Genomic DNA, 17,721 nt, shown 5'->3' on the forward strand with positions numbered 1-17,721 from the left:
AGGGGAATAATGACTTGGCTTTATTGGCTATTTAGTTATAGTGTTGGAAACTTTTTGACGGCTTATTTCGTTGGAAAAATGTATGGTGTCAATTTGCAACAAGAACGTAGTAAAAATCTTGGAGCCAGAAATGCAGGGAGTGTAATTGGCAAGGCTGCATTTATGTGGACATTTTTGGGGGATGCATTAAAAGGTGTACTAGTTGTAACATTGGGCTATTTCTGGCATTTGGAACAGTGGGTTATTATGGCTGGAGCCTGTTTCGTGATTCTCGGTCATTTATATCCGATTTGGCTAAAATTTAATGGTGGTAAGGGGGTTGCAACGTTTATTGGTGTTGGACTTGCCCTTTCTCCATCTTTATTTTCAATGATGATTGTCGGTACAGCTATTGTACTTGGTGTAACAAGAAGTTTAACACTCGGCATGTTAGGTGGCTTTGTATTTTACATTGGCGCAATTGTACTGACAGGACATTTACAGTTATACATACCGATACTTGTTGCCATTATGTGTATGCTATTGAAGCATTCATCCAATATAAAGGAGTCATTGAGAAGAGGGAAGTGAATTTATGTACTGGTGTAAAGTCGCACAGACAGAAAAGGAATTTGATGCAATTGCGCAGTTGAATTATGAAACTTTTGTTGAGGAAATTCCACAACATGAACCAAATGCGCTGAAAAGAAAAGTCGATCGTTTCCATAAAGAAAATACGTATTTAGTGGTGTATAAAGGTACTGAGCTTATCGGTATGCTAGCCTTTCGAGATCAGCGACCGTTTTCAATCGATGAAAAAATTGGCGAAGTAGAGCAATTTTTACCAAAGGAAATTTGTACAAAGCTTTGTGAAATTCGCTTACTCGCAGTGAAAAAGCCTTACCGCTCAGGTCGAGTACTAATCAGATTAACACAAGCATTAAATGCATTTGCCTATGAAAAGGGGTACTCAGCAGCTGTTATCTCAGGTACTACACGTGAGGAAAAGATGTATAAACAAATGGGCTTTAGCCAATTCGCACCTGCGGTAGGAACAAACGAAGCAATGTTTTTACCAATGGTCTTAACAAGGCAACAATTTGAACAGTCGTTGCAACACAAGCTTGCGCAAGAAAGTTATACATTTTATCCAGAGTAAGTGAAACAGCAGGGAGCAATTGTGTATTCTGATATGTCGCACAGGTCACAAGCCTTTCAATCGCTCTATGCACGTATGCGTAGCAAGTTGCTTGAATTATCTGGGGCTAAACAAGTCGCTACAATCGTTGGATCAGGGACGCTCGCAAATGAAGTGATGCTTGGGCAACTCAAGGCTCAACAAGCGGGGCATGGACTTATTTTAACAAATGGCGAATTTGGAGAGCGTCTTCAGAAGCAGGCAGAACGTTGGTTATTGGATTTTGATGTTGTTACGCAAGCGTGGGGAAGCGCATTTGACATGCAGGCATTGGAGGATTTATTACAAACGGGGGCTTATCAGTGGTTGCTTATGGTGCACGGAGAAACGTCAACAGGTGCATGCAATGATTTACACGGGATGAAGCAGTTGGCTAAGCGCTATAACATAAAACTTTGTGTTGATTGTATTAGCTCTTTTGGTGCTATGCCGTTTTTATTGGACGATTGCTATTTAGCGACAGCGGTGAGTGGTAAAGCTATTGGGGCATTGAGTGGTTTGGCCTTTGTGTTTTCTCAAGAACTTGTAGAGCCTGTGACAGCGTTGCCTGCCTATTTGGATTTAACCAATTATCAACATGGAACAATTCCCTATACACTACCAGCAGCACTAGTTGGGAATGTAGTGGAAGCCTTACAAGCCTATCCAGCGCGTTATCATCAACTACAGCAGCGCTATGAGGCATTGTTGCAGTTGCCTTTTATGCATTATCGTTTACCAATCACAGCGTATCCAATGATCATCACTATACAATGTCCAAATGGCTTAACCAAGCTAGCAACAGATTTAAAATTAAACGGGTTATTTGTGCATGCAGATAGTAACTATTTAAAACATCGAAATTTTATACAGTTATCGGTGATTCAACCTGATTTTGAGTTAGCCTATAGGCGCTTGCAAAATTTGTTAACTTTCTATAAGCAAACAGTTGATTTATAAGTGACATCTCAAACTAACTATAAACTGCCCCAATTGTTAGGTGGTGTCTAACAATTGGGGCAGTACTATTACTGGAAAAACTCTTTTAAGTCTAAAGGATTCCCTGCTGTATTTAAACCGATTAGTAACTTTAAGCGTGCTTTTTGTCCGTTAATACCTGTGGCGAAAATGGCGCCTAAGTCTTCCAGCATTTTACCACCACCAATGTAGCCGTATACGCCTTCTGCGATGCCATTGAAGCATCTAGAAACTAAAACGACCGGAATACCTCGTTCCAATAGACTTTCAATGCCTTTAACAACTGTTGGTGGTACATTGCCTTGTCCAAGTCCTTCAAGTACAACACCATCATATTGGCAGGCGAGGACCACATCAAGTAAATCAACTTCCATTCCTGCATATACTTTCAACATCGCTACTCGTTTTGTTAAGCCTTGTACATCTACATATTGGCGACGAATCGGGGCATGATGAAACAGAATACGTGTTTTTGTAATAAGTCCGATTGAGCCGTATTGTGGGGATTGAAATGTATTGACTGAGCTCGTACTCGTTTTTGTTGTGTTGACAGCCAAATGGACTTCATCGTTCATTACAACTAGCACACCTTTGTCTTTTGCTTCAGCATCTATCGCTACACGAACAGCTTCCACTAAATTGTATATGCCGTCAGCACCTAGCTCATTGGAGGAGCGCATTGCGCCTGTTAAGACAATTGGAATGGATAAATTGGTTGTTAACTCTAAAAAATAGGCTGTTTCTTCTAAAGTATCTGTGCCGTGTGTAATGACCACACCATCAAAATGTTCTGTTGAAGTTTTTTCCATAATTAAGTTACGTAAATGAAGCATTTCTTTTGGTGTTATATGTGGTGAAGGAAGATTAAACGCCTCCACTTCTTTTATAGATGCCAGTGTATCAAGTTTTTTACTCTCTTTTATTAATGGATTTTCCTTGTTAGGCATCACCGCACCTTCATCACTCATTGCCATGGAAATTGTGCCACCCGTATGAATTAATAAAATTGTTTTTTTCATAAAAATATATCTCCTTTTAAAAAGTTTTTTTGTCATTACATGGTATAATGAAATCAGTCTATTGTTGAAAGGAGCCGGCAACATGATCATTCTTTTATCAGCTGCCATTGCTCCCGGTCTAGCGCTTTTTAGTTACTTCTATTTGCGCAATCAAATGGCAACGGAGCCAAGAAGAACTTTACTTCAAACGTTTTTGTATGGTGCTTTTCTAACTTTCCCTATCTTGTTTTTACAATATGTATTAACGGAGGAGGGAGTTTTTCGATATCTTTATTTACAAGATGTCCTTTTTTCAAGTGTCATTGAAGAGTTTTTTAAATGGTTTGTTCTGTTAATAGCTATTTACAATCATGTGGAATTTGATGATCCTTATGATGGTATATTGTACGGTGCGAGTATATCTCTTGGATTTGCTACGATAGAAAATATATTATATTTATTTTCTTTCGGTTTAAACACGGCGTTTATGCGCGCGTTATTACCCGTATCCAGTCATGCTCTGTTCGGTGTAGTAATGGGCTATTACTATGGACGTGCTAAATTTTCAAAAAATGCAAAGACGAAAGAAATGATTGCAATGGCCATTTGCGCACCGGTAGTATTACACATTTTATACAATACAATATTATCATTTAAAGGGCATTGGGTATATTTAATGATACCGTTTATGTTATTTTTATGGTGGTTTGGCTTACGTAAAGTAAAGCTAGCGCACTATCATCTTGTCCAACATTTGCATATGCATAAAAAAATATAAAAACGTAGAAATCTAAAAATGATTTCTACGTTTTTTTCTTTTTTATCAATGTATAAAAAGTGTCTTTTGTTTCAAGCTATAAAAAAAAGGAGTGATGATTGTGCGTTTATTAAGCATACTTTTTGCTTTCCTATTTGCGATTAGTATAGTCTCGATACCGCAAAATGACGCCATAGCGTTTAGCGATCAACAGATTGCTCGTGGTGCTTATGGAGATGACGTGATTGAGCTGCAAGCTAGACTACAATACTTAGGATTTTATAAAAGTAAAATTGATGGGAAATTTGGCTACAACACGTATTGGGCACTGCGAAATTTCCAAGAAAAATATGGATTGCCGATTGATGGAATAGCGGGGGCAAAGACGAAAAAAGCGTTAGCTGGCTATTCAGATTATGATGAGAATTGGGTAAAAGCGCAATTAAAAGCAGGCAATCAATTTACCTATTATGGTGGTGTGCCTCTTGATCAACAGGTGAAAAATAGTGGTGGAGGCAGTACAGCAAATCGTGGTGACAGCAGTGGTAGCAGCAATAGTAATGGTACCGATACACAAATTCCACCAAAGTATACAGAACGAGATTTACAGCTAATCGCTAATGCCGTTTACGGAGAAGCGAGGGGAGAACCTTATGAGGGGCAAGTTGCTGTAGCAGCAGTGATTTTAAATCGACTAGAAAGCCCTGATTTCCCTAATACAATATCAGGTATTATATTCCAACCATTAGCATTTACAGCAGTAGCAGATGGACAAATTTGGTTAGAGCCGAACCAACGTGCAAAGGAAGCGGTCATTGATGCTATGAATGGCTGGGATCCATCGGAAAATGCCCTGTATTACTTTAATCCAAAAACAGCAACAAGTAAGTGGATTTGGACTCGTCCTCAAATAAAACAAATAGGTGAGCATATTTTCTGTTCATAGAAAGGAGGAAAACAATTGAGAACAATGCTCGTTATTTTAACAATAGCAGTAATTGGTTTGGGTGCCTATAGCATTGATTTACATGGCGATAAAGAAAGTTTACAACGTACTGTACATGCGCAGTATACAGAAAAATTAACGGACGCTTCTGAAAAATTATCATACTTACAAAGAGCCGTTTCACAATCCTTATTATTTAAGGATGAACAGGCGATCGATAGTGAGTTAGATTCTATTTGGCGACTAAGCTCTGAAGTACGTTCTTCTATAGCGAATATTCCAATTGGGCAAGAACTTTCTAATCAGTGGCTAGGTTATTTGGGAAAACTAGGAGATGAAGCAAAGAAAACAGCAAAATCGGGGGATTATGAAGCATGGCGAGAAAAAATGCCGCAAATTTCTACGAATTTACAAGCTTTATCTGACGAGTGGACGACAGCAACGGTTGATTACTACAAGCAAGATGGAAAAATGGATGTTTGGATGCGTCAAGTAGACAATAAAAATCCTAATACCTCTTTCGATAATATTCAAAAAACACTAAAAGATTATGGTGAAAGTGATTTCCCGCTTACTTTAAGTGAAGCAGATTGGCAAAAGAAAATAGAATTAAAAGCGTTACAAGATTCAGTTATTACGGAAAAAGAAGCATTGGAAAAAGTAAAATATTTATTCCCGCTTATTAAAGATGCTACATTTACTGTGACCAAAAGTAGTGATACCGCACCGTATCCGTTTTATCACATACAGTTCCACCAAGGAATTCGCTTAGGCTATGTAGATTTAACTGAAAAAGGAGGACATTTACTGTCCTATTTAGTGGAACGTCCTGTGGATGAAGCAAAACTTTCCCAAGATGAAATAATTAAAAAAGCTGAAGAACATTTAAAGCGATTGGAAATGAAAGATGTTGCTTATGTTGAAGCTCGTGAAAATCATTTAGCATGGCATGTTACATTTGCACGCGTTCATCCTGGTGATAATGCATTAATCTATGCGGATGGTGTTCAGTTAAAAATTGCAAAAGATACTGGGGAATTACTAGGTGCCAATGCAATGGAATATATCCAAGAAGAATCAATCAAACCTCAAAAAGCCAATCCAATTGATTGGAAATCTTTCTTTGATAATAATGTGCGTGTGGAAGAAGTGAAAAATATTTATACGGATAATGGACAATTCGAGCAACGACTTTGCTATGAAGTGATAGCCGTTCGAGATGAACAGACGCAAGAAACATTCCGTATTGTCATTGATGCTGAAAATCACAATGTTTTAAAAGTAGAATATTTAACCTAAGATAAAGAAAAAGCTCCCAGTTCATATAGCCAAAATTTACATCCCATGCGATAATGGAGGTATATATATTGTTCGGGGAGATGCTCATGGAAATAAAAATTGGAACACTATTACAACTAGAACCTACTTATACAGAACGTATAGAGAAATTCCGCTGTAAAGTAGTTGAACAAAAAGACAATATTCTTTATATTGACTATCCAACAAATGTAGTAACAAAGAAAACCGCTTTTTTAATAGATGGTTCAGAATTTAGGGCAACCTTTCGAACAGAGGATAAGCTTTCCTATGCATTCAATACAGAAGTAATAGGACGCAAGGCGGGCAATATACCGATGATTATGTTGCATTGCCCTCAAGAAGATGATTTTATTAAAATTCAACGCCGTGAATATGTTCGTGTTGAAACACCTGTTGATGTGGCAGTTCAATTTAATGAATTTAAGTATCAATTAGTCACAGCGGATATCAGTGCGGGTGGTATTGCACTAATTTTGAAAGGTGATGTAGCTTTCAAAGACGATGATGATGTTAAGTTAACGATTGTCTTACCATTTGCCAATGGAGATGTCATTTATGTCGTAACAGAAGCTACTGTTGTTAAGATATTTGAAAAAGAAGATAAGACAATTGCTACCATTCAGTTAACAGATACGGATGATATCGATCAACAACATATTGTGCGTTTCTGCTTCGAACGTCAGCTAGTCAATCGCCGTAAAGAATTAAATCCTTTCGATGATTAAAATCGCAGTAGCCCTCTTGTAAATAGAGGGCTTTTTTTTGTTAGTATGATACAATATGGTGTGAAAGAAAGTAGGGAAGCATAATGAACAAAAACATTCAAATTGCGATTGACGGACCTGCAGGAGCTGGGAAAAGTACAATCGCGAAAATCGTTGCAGAATCACTAGGATTCACGTATATCGATACGGGTGCAATGTATCGAGCAGTTACGTATAAAGCGATGCAACAAAACATACATTTAGATGATGAAGCAAAATTAGCAGAAATGTTAGCCGTTAGCTCAATTGAATTAAAGCCATCTCCTCAAGGTCAACTTGTTTTTTTAGACGGCGAAAACGTATCAGATGCAATACGCTCTAACGAAGTGACATCATCTGTTTCACAAGTAGCAGCACATGCCAAAGTACGTGAATTGTTGGTCGCACAGCAGCAAAAACTTGCTGCAAATGGTGGTGTTGTGATGGATGGACGGGATATTGCGACGCATGTGTTAAAAAATGCTGAACTCAAAATCTTCATGTCTGCTACTGTAGAAGAACGTGCAAGACGTCGTTTTATTGACAATGAAAAAAGAGGGATCGCGTCTTCAATAGAAAAGCTCCAAGAAGAGATTGCTTTGCGCGACAAAATGGACAGTGAGCGCGAAGCATCACCACTGATTCAAGCAGCGGATGCTATATTTTTAGACACAACGGAGCTATCAATTGATGCCGCAGCACAGGCCATTTTAAAATTAGCACAAGAAAAAATGGTATAAATCCTAAAATTTCAGACATTTTTTGAATTTAAAGGATTTATTTTTGTCTTTGTCTTCAATATCGAATAAAATAGTAAGGGAAGATGCGAAGGAGGGTTACATATGTCTGAAGAAATGAACTATGCAGAACAAACGTTTAACGAAGGTGATATCGTCAAAGGTATTGCAGAGCAGGTTGATGAAAAAGCGGTAACTGTTTCAATTCCAGGTGCACCGTTTGACGGTATCGTACCAATAAGTGAATTATCGAGCTTACACATTGAAAAAGCGTCTGACGCAATCTCCGTTGGGGATGAGTTAGAATTGATGATTACAAAAGTTGAAGAAGGAAACTATGTATTATCAAAACGTAAAGTAGATGCCTTAAAAGCATGGGATACACTTGAACAACAATTTACTGCTGAGGAAGTTTTCGAAGCGGAAGTAAAGGATATTGTTAAAGGTGGTCTTGTTGTTGATTTAGGAGTTCGTGGCTTCGTTCCGGCATCCTTAGTAGAAGATTATTTTGTTGATGATTTTGAAGATTATAAAGGGAAAGTATTAAGCTTTAAAATTGTTGAGCTAGATAAAGAAAAAAACCGCTTAATTTTATCACATCGAGCTGTAGTTGAATCTGAGAAAGCATCTCAGAAGAAAAATGTCATTAACCAAATTAAAGCTGGTGATGTATTAGACGGTAAAGTGCAACGTATAGCATCGTTTGGTGCATTTATTGACCTTGGTGGTATCGATGGCCTTGTTCATATTTCACAAGTATCACATGAGCATGTAAGTGATGTCAGTGAGGTTTTATCAGAAGGACAAGAAGTGAAGGTAAAAGTTCTGTCGGTAGATCCAGAGAATGAACGTATCTCATTATCCATTAAGGAAACAATTCCTGGACCTTGGTCGAATATTGAAGAGCGTGCAGCGAAAGGCACAATACTTGTAGGGAAAGTCAAACGCCTTACATCGTTTGGTGCTTTTGTAGAAGTGTTCCCTGGTGTGGAAGGCTTAGTGCATATATCGCAAATTGCGCATAAACATATTAATACACCACATGAAGCGTTAAAAGAAGCGCAAGAGGTACAGGTGAAGGTGCTGGATGTTAACGTTGACGAAGGTCGTCTAGCATTAAGTATAAAAGATTTATTGGAAAATCCAGAGGCAGAAGAAGTAATCGATTATGAATTACCAGAAGAAAACACAGGTTTCTCTCTTGGTGATGTCATCGGCGATCAACTGAAAAACTTTAAATAATCATGACATGCGAGGATATGATGTTGTATCCTCGCTTTCGTCTGTCATCATATGATAATTAAGCTACATAGGAATGTAACTATGCAAGCCCCATCACTGCGCTTCTAGTGAGCGAGTAAGAGCTTCTATCCATGGCATTTGCCTAATAAATGAGTGAAGCCATGTCTAGTTTGCTGCCTACAGAAGCCTATTTGGTGGGGCTTACTTTGTTTACATGTTAATTTGCCGATTTGGTGATACTAAGCGAAATGGCACGTGCGCAAAGGAAAATAAAATAGGTGAATAATACGAGGATTAAAGAGCACGCTGGGACAAAAAACAACGATTATGTCGAGCAGAAAAGTAAAAAGTACTCTCCTCGATGGATATGTTATGATATAATGGCATTTTTCGTGTATAATAGCGAAAGATAAGAAGTTGGAAGGATGAAGTACAGATGACGAAACCAGTAGTAGCCATCGTAGGTCGTCCGAACGTAGGTAAGTCGACGATTTTTAATCGTATCGTTGGAGAACGTGTCTCGATTGTAGAAGATATTCCGGGAGTAACACGTGACCGTATTTATAGTTCGGCAGAGTGGTTAACACATGATTTTAATATTATTGATACAGGTGGTATCGAAATTGGAGACGAGCCGTTTTTAGAACAAATTCGTCAACAAGCAGAGATCGCTATTGAAGAAGCAGACGTTATTATATTTATGACGAATGGCCGTGAAGGCGTAACAGCAGCAGATGAACAAGTTGCAAAAATTTTATACAAAACAAAAAAGCCTGTCGTTCTTGCTGTCAACAAAATTGATAATCCGGACATGCGTGAAATGATTTATGATTTTTACGCACTTGGCTTTGGTGAACCTTGGCCAATTTCAGGCTCTCATGGCTTAGGCTTAGGGGATTTATTAGATGAGTGTGCAAAACACTTCCCTCAAGAGGATGAAAACCAATATGGCGATGACGTAATTAAATTCTCTTTAATTGGTCGTCCAAATGTCGGAAAATCATCACTAGTCAATGCCTTTTTAGGTCAAGAACGCGTTATTGTCAGCAACATTGCAGGGACAACGCGAGATGCAATTGATACACCTTACGAATATGATGGGCATGAATATGTCATTATTGATACAGCCGGTATGCGTAAAAAAGGAAAAGTGTACGAAACGACAGAAAAATATTCTGTGTTACGTGCGCTTCGTGCCATTGAACGCTCTGACGTTGTATTAGTTGTTCTGAATGCTGAAGAGGGCATTCAGGAACAGGATAAAAAAATTGCAGGCTATGCACATGAGGCTGGAAAAGCAATTGTTATTGTCGTTAACAAATGGGACGCGATTGAAAAAGACGAAAAAACAATGAATGTTTTTACGCAGCAAATCCGTGAGCACTTTTTATTCTTAGACTATGCTCCAATTATTTTCGTATCAGCCAATACAAAACAACGAGTACATCAAATTTTACCGATTGTGCAGCGCGTAAGTGAAAATCATGCAATGCGTATTCAATCGTCTATTCTGAATGAAGTGATTGAAGATGCTGTGGCACGTAACCCAGCGCCGACTGACAAAGGTCGCCGTTTACGTATTTACTATGCTACTCAAGTGGCGATTCAACCACCAACGTTTGTGGTATTCGTCAACGAAACAGAATTAATGCACTTCTCTTATGAGCGATTTTTAGAAAATAGAATTCGTGAAACATTCGATTTTGAAGGGACGCCAATTCGTTTAATTACACGTGCACGTGCATAATTTAAAATATTACACTTCAGTACGCCAACCCGACAATTGTTGTTGGGTGGCGTCTTTTTTCAAAGGATTAGGCTAAATCACTAATTGGTTAAAATATGTCTAGCATGCATATGGACCTTTAGCAATTAACCTGTAGGAATTAAAAGGGGGAATAACAATGGAACGAGTTTGTGTACTAGGAGCAGGCTCATGGGGATCGGCACTAGCAATGGTACTTGCAGAAAATGGACATGATACGCTTGTCTGGACGCATAGAGCAGATCAGGCTGAAGAAATGAATACGCAACATACAAATAAAAAGTATTTACCTGAAACGCTATTACCGGAGAATTTACATGCAACGAATGATATTGCAAAGGCAGTAGCTCACTCCAATACAATAATTGTAGCAGTACCAACGAAGGCTATTCGAGAAGTTTGTGAAAAGATGACTGCTACGTTAAATCAAAAAGTATTATTTGTCCATGTATCAAAGGGAATTGAGCCTGATTCATTAAAACGTATATCTGAAATTTTGGCTGAAAGCTTGCCAACTGAATTTATCGAAGACATTGTAGTACTTTCAAAGTCATGCAGAAGAAGTCGTATTACATCATCCGACAACGATTACGGCAGCTTGTGCCAATATTGAAGCAGCTGAAAAAGTCCAAGATTTGTTTATGAATCAATTTTTCCGCGTTTATACGAATGAGGATGTTATAGGCGTAGAAATGGGTGGGGCGTTAAAAAACGTGATTGCGTTAGCGGCAGGCATTACAGACGGGCTAAATTATGGTGATAATGCAAAAGCGGCACTAATTACACGTGGACTCGCTGAAATTACGCGCTTAGGTGTCAAAATGGGCGGAAATCCATTTACATTCGCGGGGCTGACAGGTATGGGGGATTTAATCGTTACATGTACAAGCGTGCATTCTCGTAATTGGCGTGCTGGAAATATGTTAGGTAAGGGTATGAAACTGCCAGAAGTACTCGATCAAATGGGTATGGTAGTGGAAGGCGTACGAACAACAAAGGCAGCCTATCAATTAGCAGAAAAATATAATGTCGCAATGCCTATTTCAACAGAACTTTATGGTGTATTGTTCAACGATGTAGAACCAAAAGTGGCGGTTGATGCATTAATGATGCGTATGAAAAAGCGTGAAATTGACGAAATGATGCATTAAATTACCGTAACTTTCATTTTATTAAACAGCAAGAATTTGTCATGAAATGGACACAAAAAGGTATCTCAGACACACTGTGAGATACCTTTTTTAATTTAAATGACAAAAGAGAAATGTTGTTTTTAGTACTTTTCTCATAATGCAATTATGCAAAAAGTCCTTTTAATGTTTATAACCCTCTCTCTATTTAGTAAATATATGTTATAATTTCCATGGGTATATAATTGAATATAGCTATGTTCTTATTTCTGTAGTACATTTCTTGGATTTTATAAGTATATCAAAAAAATAGTATTTTCACTAAAGTCGTTAGGCTATTTTCTTTTTTGCTACAGCGCCATTTCTTTTTTGAAGTTGCCCATAGTATAATAAACGTTGATTGTCTCGTGTCATTGAAGAAAGGTGGTAGACGAAAATGGGTCCGTTAGCACATATGCCTGCACTAGATGTCATGTGGGTATCTTTTTATTGTATCGGCTTTATGATTTTGTCGGTGGGTTTAATTTATTTATACTGCAATAAAATTTCAAATGGTTTTTTACGTACAATCGTAAATTTATTAGCATACATACTGTTTGGACTTGGAACATTTTTAATGGTACTGATTATTGCCACATGGTTAAAAGGAGGAAGAACGTGTTATGAAAAAACTAAATGCTTTTCTTTTAACAGTGGCAATTGCCGTCTTGTTAGGTGGCTGTGCCTATCCTGAGGAAGAAAAAGCCGCAAACCAAGTGCCAGATGTCGACCAGTTAGCAGCCGTACAACGTGCTGTCAATGAATATCGTGAAGCGACTGGTGGCCTTGTGCCAATTAAAAACAGTGAAATGGATACAGATATTTATATAAAATATTTAATCGATTTTGAAAAACTTATGCCAAAATATATCGCTCAAATTCCTGGAAATGCCTATGAAAAGGGCGGTATTTATCAATACATTATTTGGGATCCGGAAAACAGTGCTGAAGTTAAGTTAGTAGACTTAAACTCTGCTGAGCGCATGCGAGAGATTAATATTCGAAAATTGGGTACGCAATATATCCCGACAAAGGGGGCAATTGCCGATAATGTGTATCAAATTAACTTTGAAAAATTAGGCTATAAATCAGAAGTGACGGTGAAAAGTCCATATTCAGGTGCTGAATTACCAATTTTTATGACTGGTGATGGCGAAATGCATGTGGATTATTCTATTGATTTAGGCCAACTTTTAAAAGAAGACAAGCCAGATGTGAAACCAGGTGATGATATTCGTCAATTGCTTGTCGAAAAGTATCCTGTTGTTCCAGCTTATTCAGTGCCATATACTGTGGATGAAAATGGAGAGCCAACTTATATGATGGATGCTTATAATGCAGACGTCAAAAAAGCTAAGGAAGAAGCTAAAGCCGCGCAAGAGAAAGAAAGCAAAGCTACGGATTCAAAATAAATTTTTCACCCCAATCATTAGATGTTGGTCTAATGATTGGGGATTTTTTTTATGTGCCAGTCACTCAAACAATTCTCATACATTTTCATATTTATCTGCATGGGCGCATATAGTGAAAAAGCGTAGATAAAGGAGGCAGAAACCTTGAGTGAAGCAGTATTTAAAGAAATTGCAGAGCGCACAAATGGCGATGTTTATATTGGTGTTGTTGGTCCAGTTCGGGTAGGTAAATCAACATTTGTAAAAAAAGTAATGGAAGCTGTAGTATTGCCGAATATTGTGGATGATACAGAAAGAATGCGAGCACAGGACGAGCTGCCACAAAGCTCGCTAGGCCCAGTTATCATGACTGCTGAGCCGAAGTTTGTGCCTGCTCAAGCGACTCGTATTGCGGTTGGCGAAGATGAAATGACATTCCAAATTCGTTTAGCAGATTGCGTTGGTTATGTGATTGAAGGTACAAAGGGCTATGAGGATGAAAATGGTCCGAAATACGTGCATACGCCTTGGCATACTGAGCCAATTCCTTTCCAAGAAGCAGCGAAAATTGGCACAGATAAAGTGATTCGTGACCATGCGAATATCGGGATTGTTGTGACAACAGATGGAACAGTAAATGGCATCAGCCGTCGTGCAGCTGAAAAAGCGGAAGAAGAGATTGTTGCGCAATTAACCGAAATTGGCAAGCCTTTTGTTATTGTGTTAAATTGTCAAATGCCGGCAAGAGAAGAAACAGTACAGCTTCGAAATGAGCTATTTGAACGATATAATGTTCCGGTAATTGCGATTTCAATCGATCAAATGCGTGCTTCTGATATTCAATATATTTTACAAGAGGCACTATTTGAGTTTCCGATTCGGACGATTGAGGTTGAAAAACCAGATTGGCTCGATGTCCTTGATGCTACTCACCCACTAAACGTGGCATTAATTGATTCGATGGAAGAAGTGCTTTCGTCTGTGATGAAAATTAGGGACGTGCAACAAGCTTCTGATGCCTTTAAAGCGATTGATTTTATCGATCAAAGTGAAGTGGTACATGTCGATTCAGGAATCGGTACAGCGGTTATTCGCGTGTCATTACAAGGTGAATTATATAAAGCTGTTTGTAATGAATGGTTGGAAGAGCCGATTGAAACAAAGCGCGATTGGCTGCTATTTATTAAAGAGGCTGCTGAAGCAAAAGAAGCCCAAAAACGCTTTAAAGATGCCATTACTGAAGCAGATAATAGTGGTTATGGCGTAACATTGCCAATGATGCAAGAATTCGAACCAACTGCTCCAGAACTAATTAAGCAAAATAATTTCTACGGCGTACGAATGAAAGCAAAAGCGCCATCCTATCATATTATTCGTGTTGATATGGAATCAGAATTTGCGCCACTTATTGGTTCTGAATTCCACAGTCAGCAGTTATTAAAAGATTTAAACCATGCTTATTTACATGATCGTGATGCGCTTTGGCAAACACAACTTTTCGGTACGCCATTGCATGAAGTGTTAAAAGAGGGCATACGTTATAAAATGAATGCAGTACCACCTACAGCTAAAAAACGTATGCGTCAAACAATTGAGCGTATGGTGAATGAAGGTGATAGAGGATTAGTGACATTTATTTTATAGAGATAAAATGGAAAATACTGAGCAAAAAAATAGTGCAGGACTATTCGTATTTATGCGAAAAGTCCTGTTATTTTTGTTTTTTGCGTGAAAAACGCATTTTTTGGTTATAATCATGAATGAATACAGTTGCGTCGCGGTTTTCTATGTGTTACTCTTTTTACAGAATTGGTTCATGACCCTTTGAGAGGAGGTGAATGGTGTGAATAAAACAGAATTAGTAAACTCTGTTGCTGAAGCTGCAGGTCTTTCTAAAAAAGACGCTTCTAAAGCAGTTGAAGCTGTATTTGATACAATTCAAGATGCTCTTGCAAAGGGTGACAAAGTACAATTAATTGGTTTTGGTAACTTTGAAGTACGTGAACGTGCGGCTCGTAAAGGTCGTAACCCACAAACTGGTAAAGAAATCGAAATCGCTGCTAGCAAGGTACCTGCTTTCAAACCAGGTAAAGCGCTTAAAGATGCTGTAAAATAATACACGTCTAGTAGTTACATAGAGCAGTCTTCATGTAAACGAGCATGAGGGCTGCTCTTTTTAACTTAATTTATAAAATGACTTATAGCAGTAATACATGAAATCGTTTTACTAAGATTTGTATACATAGCATAATGAACGACAACTATAACTTGCTTCACCACAAGTCCCTTATTACTAAAAATGAGGATAAATGCCAAATAGGAACGGATAAGAGCAAGCATTCCATCAAAGATTGATTATGTTAAATGCTATAGAAGGATAGCATGGATTTTAAGATGACTTTTTGAGCAAACTTGAATATAAAATTTGGAAACAAAGACGGCAGTTAATGCCTAATTACAGAAGTTATGTTGAATTTCTTTTAATTCAAGTAAGTCGTTTTGCGCTTAACTTTTGGATATGCTACGATGCATAGGGAAATGTGTAATGTTTTGATACGCAGGAGGGTTTTTACGAATGTCGAATGTAGATTTATTGAAAATAGAACAAGCAGTGAAAATGATTTTAGAAGCTGTGGGCGAAGATGTGAATCGTGAAGGATTACTCGATACACCAAAACGCGTTGCTAAAATGTATGCTGAAATGTTTAGTGGCTTACATGAAGATGCAAAAGATTATTTTAAAACGGTTTTCCATGAGGATCATGAAGAACTAGTGCTTGTAAAGGATATCCCATTTTACTCAATGTGTGAGCATCATCTAGTGCCATTTTACGGCAAAGCACATGTAGCTTACATACCAAACGACGGCATTGTAGCGGGCCTAAGTAAATTAGGTCGCGCAGTGGAAACGATTGCACGTCGTCCGCAATTACAAGAACGGATTACATCATCAGTAGCCGACACGATTATGGAAATGCTATCTCCTAAAGGTGTTTATGTCGTTATTGAAGCAGAACATATGTGTATGACTATGCGTGGACTGAAAAAGCCTGGATCTAAAACGGTTACATCAGTTGCACGTGGCATTTATGAACAAGATGAGGTAAAACGTAGAGAAGTCTTGTCATTTATTCAAATGTCTTAAACTGCATGTCTAATTATGTTATGATGGACTAAGAATTTGTCGGATTTAAGGAGTGTACAGACAATGGCGCAAGATTATATAGTAATACAGGCAGAAGAAGATGGTGTACATGTAATTGGGTTAACACGTGGTACGGATACGAAATTCCATCATTCTGAAAAATTAGATGCAGGGGAAGTAATGATTGCTCAATTTACTGAGCATACTTCTGCCATGAAAATTCGTGGCAAAGCACAAATCCACACAGCACATGGTGTTATTCAAAGTGAAGGTAAAAAGTAGCATAGTCATGTAAGTTAGCTTCCGTCGGTAGAGTCAACATACAGTGCTGATGACTGGTTAGTTATAATCTGCAGATGTGCCAAATGCATATGAAAAAAGTAATATGTGTTGGTGAAACTGGCTTTTACGGGCAAGTAGATTTCCTACCATTTTTTTCTTGTACTTTCCGTGGTAGGGTTCTACTGCCCGTTCGTGTTGGTGAAAGCAAAAACTTTTTATTCCGAATAGATGCTTATGCTATAATGACTCAGTAAGCAAGCGTTAAGTCATGTTGATGATGAACGTATTTGAAAGTGAAATGGAGTAAGGTCTATGAATGCAACATACATTCAAAATTCAATTGCACAGTTAAAAACAGAGATTTTCATGGATGTTCGTCATAGAACTTTGCAAAAATACACAGGAGCGCCTGTGCTCGATGAAAATCAACTGTTTTACTTGTTAGTGCCCTTCTTGAATGGAGAAGAGTGGCAACAAGAGCAAAGGGAAGCTGCAATAACTGTTGGAATTGTATATGCAGCGTTAGCGGCACATGATCATATAAAAGAATTAGATGCCACTTCAAAGGAACAGCAGCTAACCGTTTTGGCTGGGGATTTTTATAGTGGCCGGTATTATGAAATTTTAGCAATGTCGGGAAATGTCGCATTAATTCGGAATTTATCACAAGGTATCGTGTCACGTTGCGAACATCAAATAAAAGTGTATGAGGCAAAACAGCGTACAGTGGAACAATGGTGTTCTTCAATTAGCAATATCGAGTCAGGTTTAATTGCGAAATTTTTTGAGCTTTATGCATTGCATCATTATATTCCAATAATGGAGAAGAGCTTATTGATCTTACGATTAGAAAGAGAATGGGCTATGTATCAACGTGGACAAAAATCATTGATGAGTAAAGTGCTGGAACAAAGTGCATTACAGACAGGTGCGACCTTCAATAGCGTCTTACAAGATAAAATTGCCCGCTTAAAAACAGAGCTGTTGCAAGTAATAGCACAAGCATCATTTTTACAAAGTGATGTGAAACAAGCTCTACAAGCACGTGTAGATGCATCGATTGCTTCTACAAACGGATAAGAGAGGTTTTTC

At 38.1% G+C, this 17,721-nt stretch carries 18 protein-coding genes and 1 pseudogene; 18 read left to right on the plus strand and 1 reads right to left on the minus strand.

What is annotated here, in order from left to right; all coding sequences use genetic code 11:
• Window positions 1-9: 9 nt before the first annotated feature.
• From LO754_RS07140 to LO754_RS07150, 3 genes are read left to right on the plus strand one after another with little or no spacing between them, the layout of a single operon-like run.
• Complete coding sequence (locus tag LO754_RS07140; RefSeq protein WP_025219067.1) at window positions 10-570, plus strand: glycerol-3-phosphate acyltransferase; 561 nt, start codon at window positions 10-12, stop codon at window positions 568-570.
• Between the two features lie 4 nt (window positions 571-574).
• Window positions 575-1,138: a GNAT family N-acetyltransferase gene (locus tag LO754_RS07145; protein WP_231785898.1), complete on the plus strand. Its 564-nt coding sequence runs from the start codon at window positions 575-577 to the stop codon at window positions 1,136-1,138.
• A gap of 21 nt (window positions 1,139-1,159) precedes the next feature.
• Entirely contained in the window at window positions 1,160-2,116 is a 957-nt protein-coding gene (locus tag LO754_RS07150; RefSeq protein WP_231785899.1) for an aminotransferase class V-fold PLP-dependent enzyme, read from the plus strand.
• Window positions 2,117-2,184: 68 nt separating this feature from the next.
• Here the strand turns inward: LO754_RS07150 and LO754_RS07155 are convergent, their stop codons facing one another.
• On the minus strand, window positions 2,185-3,153 hold the full coding sequence (locus tag LO754_RS07155) for an asparaginase (protein ID WP_231785900.1): 969 nt from the start codon (window positions 3,151-3,153) through the stop codon (window positions 2,185-2,187).
• A gap of 82 nt (window positions 3,154-3,235) precedes the next feature.
• Here LO754_RS07155 and prsW point away from each other — a divergent pair, with 82 nt between their 5' ends.
• The 15 genes and pseudogenes from prsW to LO754_RS07230 all read left to right on the plus strand — a co-directional run bounded on the left by prsW (window position 3,236) and on the right by LO754_RS07230 (window position 17,709).
• A complete protein-coding gene (prsW, locus tag LO754_RS07160; protein WP_024362348.1) occupies window positions 3,236-3,910 on the plus strand; it encodes a glutamic-type intramembrane protease PrsW in 675 nt (224 codons plus the stop codon).
• 100 nt (window positions 3,911-4,010) lie between these two features.
• The gene (gene sleB, locus LO754_RS07165; RefSeq protein WP_024364298.1) at window positions 4,011-4,835 is read left to right on the plus strand and encodes a spore cortex-lytic enzyme; all 825 of its coding nucleotides are present in this window, start codon (window positions 4,011-4,013) and stop codon (window positions 4,833-4,835) included.
• Between the two features lie 24 nt (window positions 4,836-4,859).
• A complete protein-coding gene (locus LO754_RS07170; protein WP_036205511.1) occupies window positions 4,860-6,134 on the plus strand; it encodes a PepSY1/2 domain-containing protein in 1,275 nt (424 codons plus the stop codon).
• Window positions 6,135-6,220: 86 nt separating this feature from the next.
• Entirely contained in the window at window positions 6,221-6,880 is a 660-nt protein-coding gene (locus LO754_RS07175; protein WP_024364296.1) for a flagellar brake protein, read from the plus strand.
• 83 nt (window positions 6,881-6,963) lie between these two features.
• Window positions 6,964-7,638: a (d)CMP kinase gene (gene cmk, locus LO754_RS07180; protein ID WP_025219070.1), complete on the plus strand. Its 675-nt coding sequence runs from the start codon at window positions 6,964-6,966 to the stop codon at window positions 7,636-7,638.
• Window positions 7,639-7,740: 102 nt separating this feature from the next.
• On the plus strand, window positions 7,741-8,877 hold the full coding sequence (rpsA, locus tag LO754_RS07185; RefSeq protein ID WP_025219071.1) for a 30S ribosomal protein S1: 1,137 nt from the start codon (window positions 7,741-7,743) through the stop codon (window positions 8,875-8,877).
• 436 nt (window positions 8,878-9,313) lie between these two features.
• Window positions 9,314-10,624: a ribosome biogenesis GTPase Der gene (gene der / locus LO754_RS07190; protein WP_024364293.1), complete on the plus strand. Its 1,311-nt coding sequence runs from the start codon at window positions 9,314-9,316 to the stop codon at window positions 10,622-10,624.
• A gap of 157 nt (window positions 10,625-10,781) precedes the next feature.
• A pseudogene (locus tag LO754_RS07195) lies at window positions 10,782-11,793 on the plus strand (NAD(P)H-dependent glycerol-3-phosphate dehydrogenase).
• 451 nt (window positions 11,794-12,244) lie between these two features.
• Window positions 12,245-12,505 carry a DUF2768 domain-containing protein gene (locus LO754_RS07200; protein ID WP_255702664.1) on the plus strand — a complete coding sequence of 87 codons (261 nt, stop codon included), beginning with the start codon at window positions 12,245-12,247 and terminating at the stop codon, window positions 12,503-12,505.
• Window positions 12,435-13,223 carry a hypothetical protein gene (locus LO754_RS07205; protein WP_024364290.1) on the plus strand — a complete coding sequence of 263 codons (789 nt, stop codon included), beginning with the start codon at window positions 12,435-12,437 and terminating at the stop codon, window positions 13,221-13,223. The genes LO754_RS07200 and LO754_RS07205 overlap by 71 nt, the downstream gene beginning before the upstream one ends.
• A 144-nt stretch (window positions 13,224-13,367) precedes the next feature.
• Window positions 13,368-14,846: a stage IV sporulation protein A gene (gene spoIVA, locus LO754_RS07210; protein ID WP_231785901.1), complete on the plus strand. Its 1,479-nt coding sequence runs from the start codon at window positions 13,368-13,370 to the stop codon at window positions 14,844-14,846.
• A 199-nt stretch (window positions 14,847-15,045) separates the two neighbouring features.
• A complete protein-coding gene (locus tag LO754_RS07215; protein ID WP_004232618.1) occupies window positions 15,046-15,318 on the plus strand; it encodes an HU family DNA-binding protein in 273 nt (90 codons plus the stop codon).
• 459 nt (window positions 15,319-15,777) lie between these two features.
• Window positions 15,778-16,347, plus strand: a complete 570-nt coding sequence (gene folE / locus LO754_RS07220; protein WP_024364288.1) for a GTP cyclohydrolase I FolE — start codon at window positions 15,778-15,780, stop codon at window positions 16,345-16,347.
• A gap of 63 nt (window positions 16,348-16,410) precedes the next feature.
• Complete coding sequence (gene mtrB / locus LO754_RS07225; protein ID WP_010858802.1) at window positions 16,411-16,629, plus strand: trp RNA-binding attenuation protein MtrB; 219 nt, start codon at window positions 16,411-16,413, stop codon at window positions 16,627-16,629.
• A gap of 312 nt (window positions 16,630-16,941) precedes the next feature.
• Complete coding sequence (locus tag LO754_RS07230; RefSeq protein WP_024364287.1) at window positions 16,942-17,709, plus strand: heptaprenyl diphosphate synthase component 1; 768 nt, start codon at window positions 16,942-16,944, stop codon at window positions 17,707-17,709.
• Window positions 17,710-17,721: the final 12 nt, after the last annotated feature.

The sequence above is a fragment of the Lysinibacillus sp. GJ-1 genome, from assembly GCF_021166035.1.
Classification (GTDB): domain Bacteria; phylum Bacillota; class Bacilli; order Bacillales_A; family Planococcaceae; genus Lysinibacillus; species Lysinibacillus sphaericus.

Bases quoted from the DNA above. Each gene is read 5' to 3' on its own strand.
- LO754_RS07140 (WP_025219067.1), top strand. From the start codon at position 10: ATGACTTGGCTTTATTGGCTATTTAGTTATAGTGTTGGAAACTTTTTG.
- LO754_RS07145 (WP_231785898.1), top strand. From the start codon at position 575: ATGTACTGGTGTAAAGTCGCACAGACAGAAAAGGAATTTGATGCAATT.
- LO754_RS07155 (WP_231785900.1), bottom strand. From the start codon at position 3,153: ATGAAAAAAACAATTTTATTAATTCATACGGGTGGCACAATTTCCATG.
- prsW (WP_024362348.1), top strand. From the start codon at position 3,236: ATGATCATTCTTTTATCAGCTGCCATTGCTCCCGGTCTAGCGCTTTTT.
- LO754_RS07170 (WP_036205511.1), top strand. From the start codon at position 4,860: ATGCTCGTTATTTTAACAATAGCAGTAATTGGTTTGGGTGCCTATAGC.
- LO754_RS07175 (WP_024364296.1), top strand. From the start codon at position 6,221: ATGGAAATAAAAATTGGAACACTATTACAACTAGAACCTACTTATACA.
- cmk (WP_025219070.1), top strand. From the start codon at position 6,964: ATGAACAAAAACATTCAAATTGCGATTGACGGACCTGCAGGAGCTGGG.
- rpsA (WP_025219071.1), top strand. From the start codon at position 7,741: ATGTCTGAAGAAATGAACTATGCAGAACAAACGTTTAACGAAGGTGAT.
- der (WP_024364293.1), top strand. From the start codon at position 9,314: ATGACGAAACCAGTAGTAGCCATCGTAGGTCGTCCGAACGTAGGTAAG.
- LO754_RS07200 (WP_255702664.1), top strand. From the start codon at position 12,245: ATGTGGGTATCTTTTTATTGTATCGGCTTTATGATTTTGTCGGTGGGT.
- LO754_RS07205 (WP_024364290.1), top strand. From the start codon at position 12,435: ATGAAAAAACTAAATGCTTTTCTTTTAACAGTGGCAATTGCCGTCTTG.
- folE (WP_024364288.1), top strand. From the start codon at position 15,778: ATGTCGAATGTAGATTTATTGAAAATAGAACAAGCAGTGAAAATGATT.
- mtrB (WP_010858802.1), top strand. From the start codon at position 16,411: ATGGCGCAAGATTATATAGTAATACAGGCAGAAGAAGATGGTGTACAT.
- LO754_RS07230 (WP_024364287.1), top strand. From the start codon at position 16,942: ATGAATGCAACATACATTCAAAATTCAATTGCACAGTTAAAAACAGAG.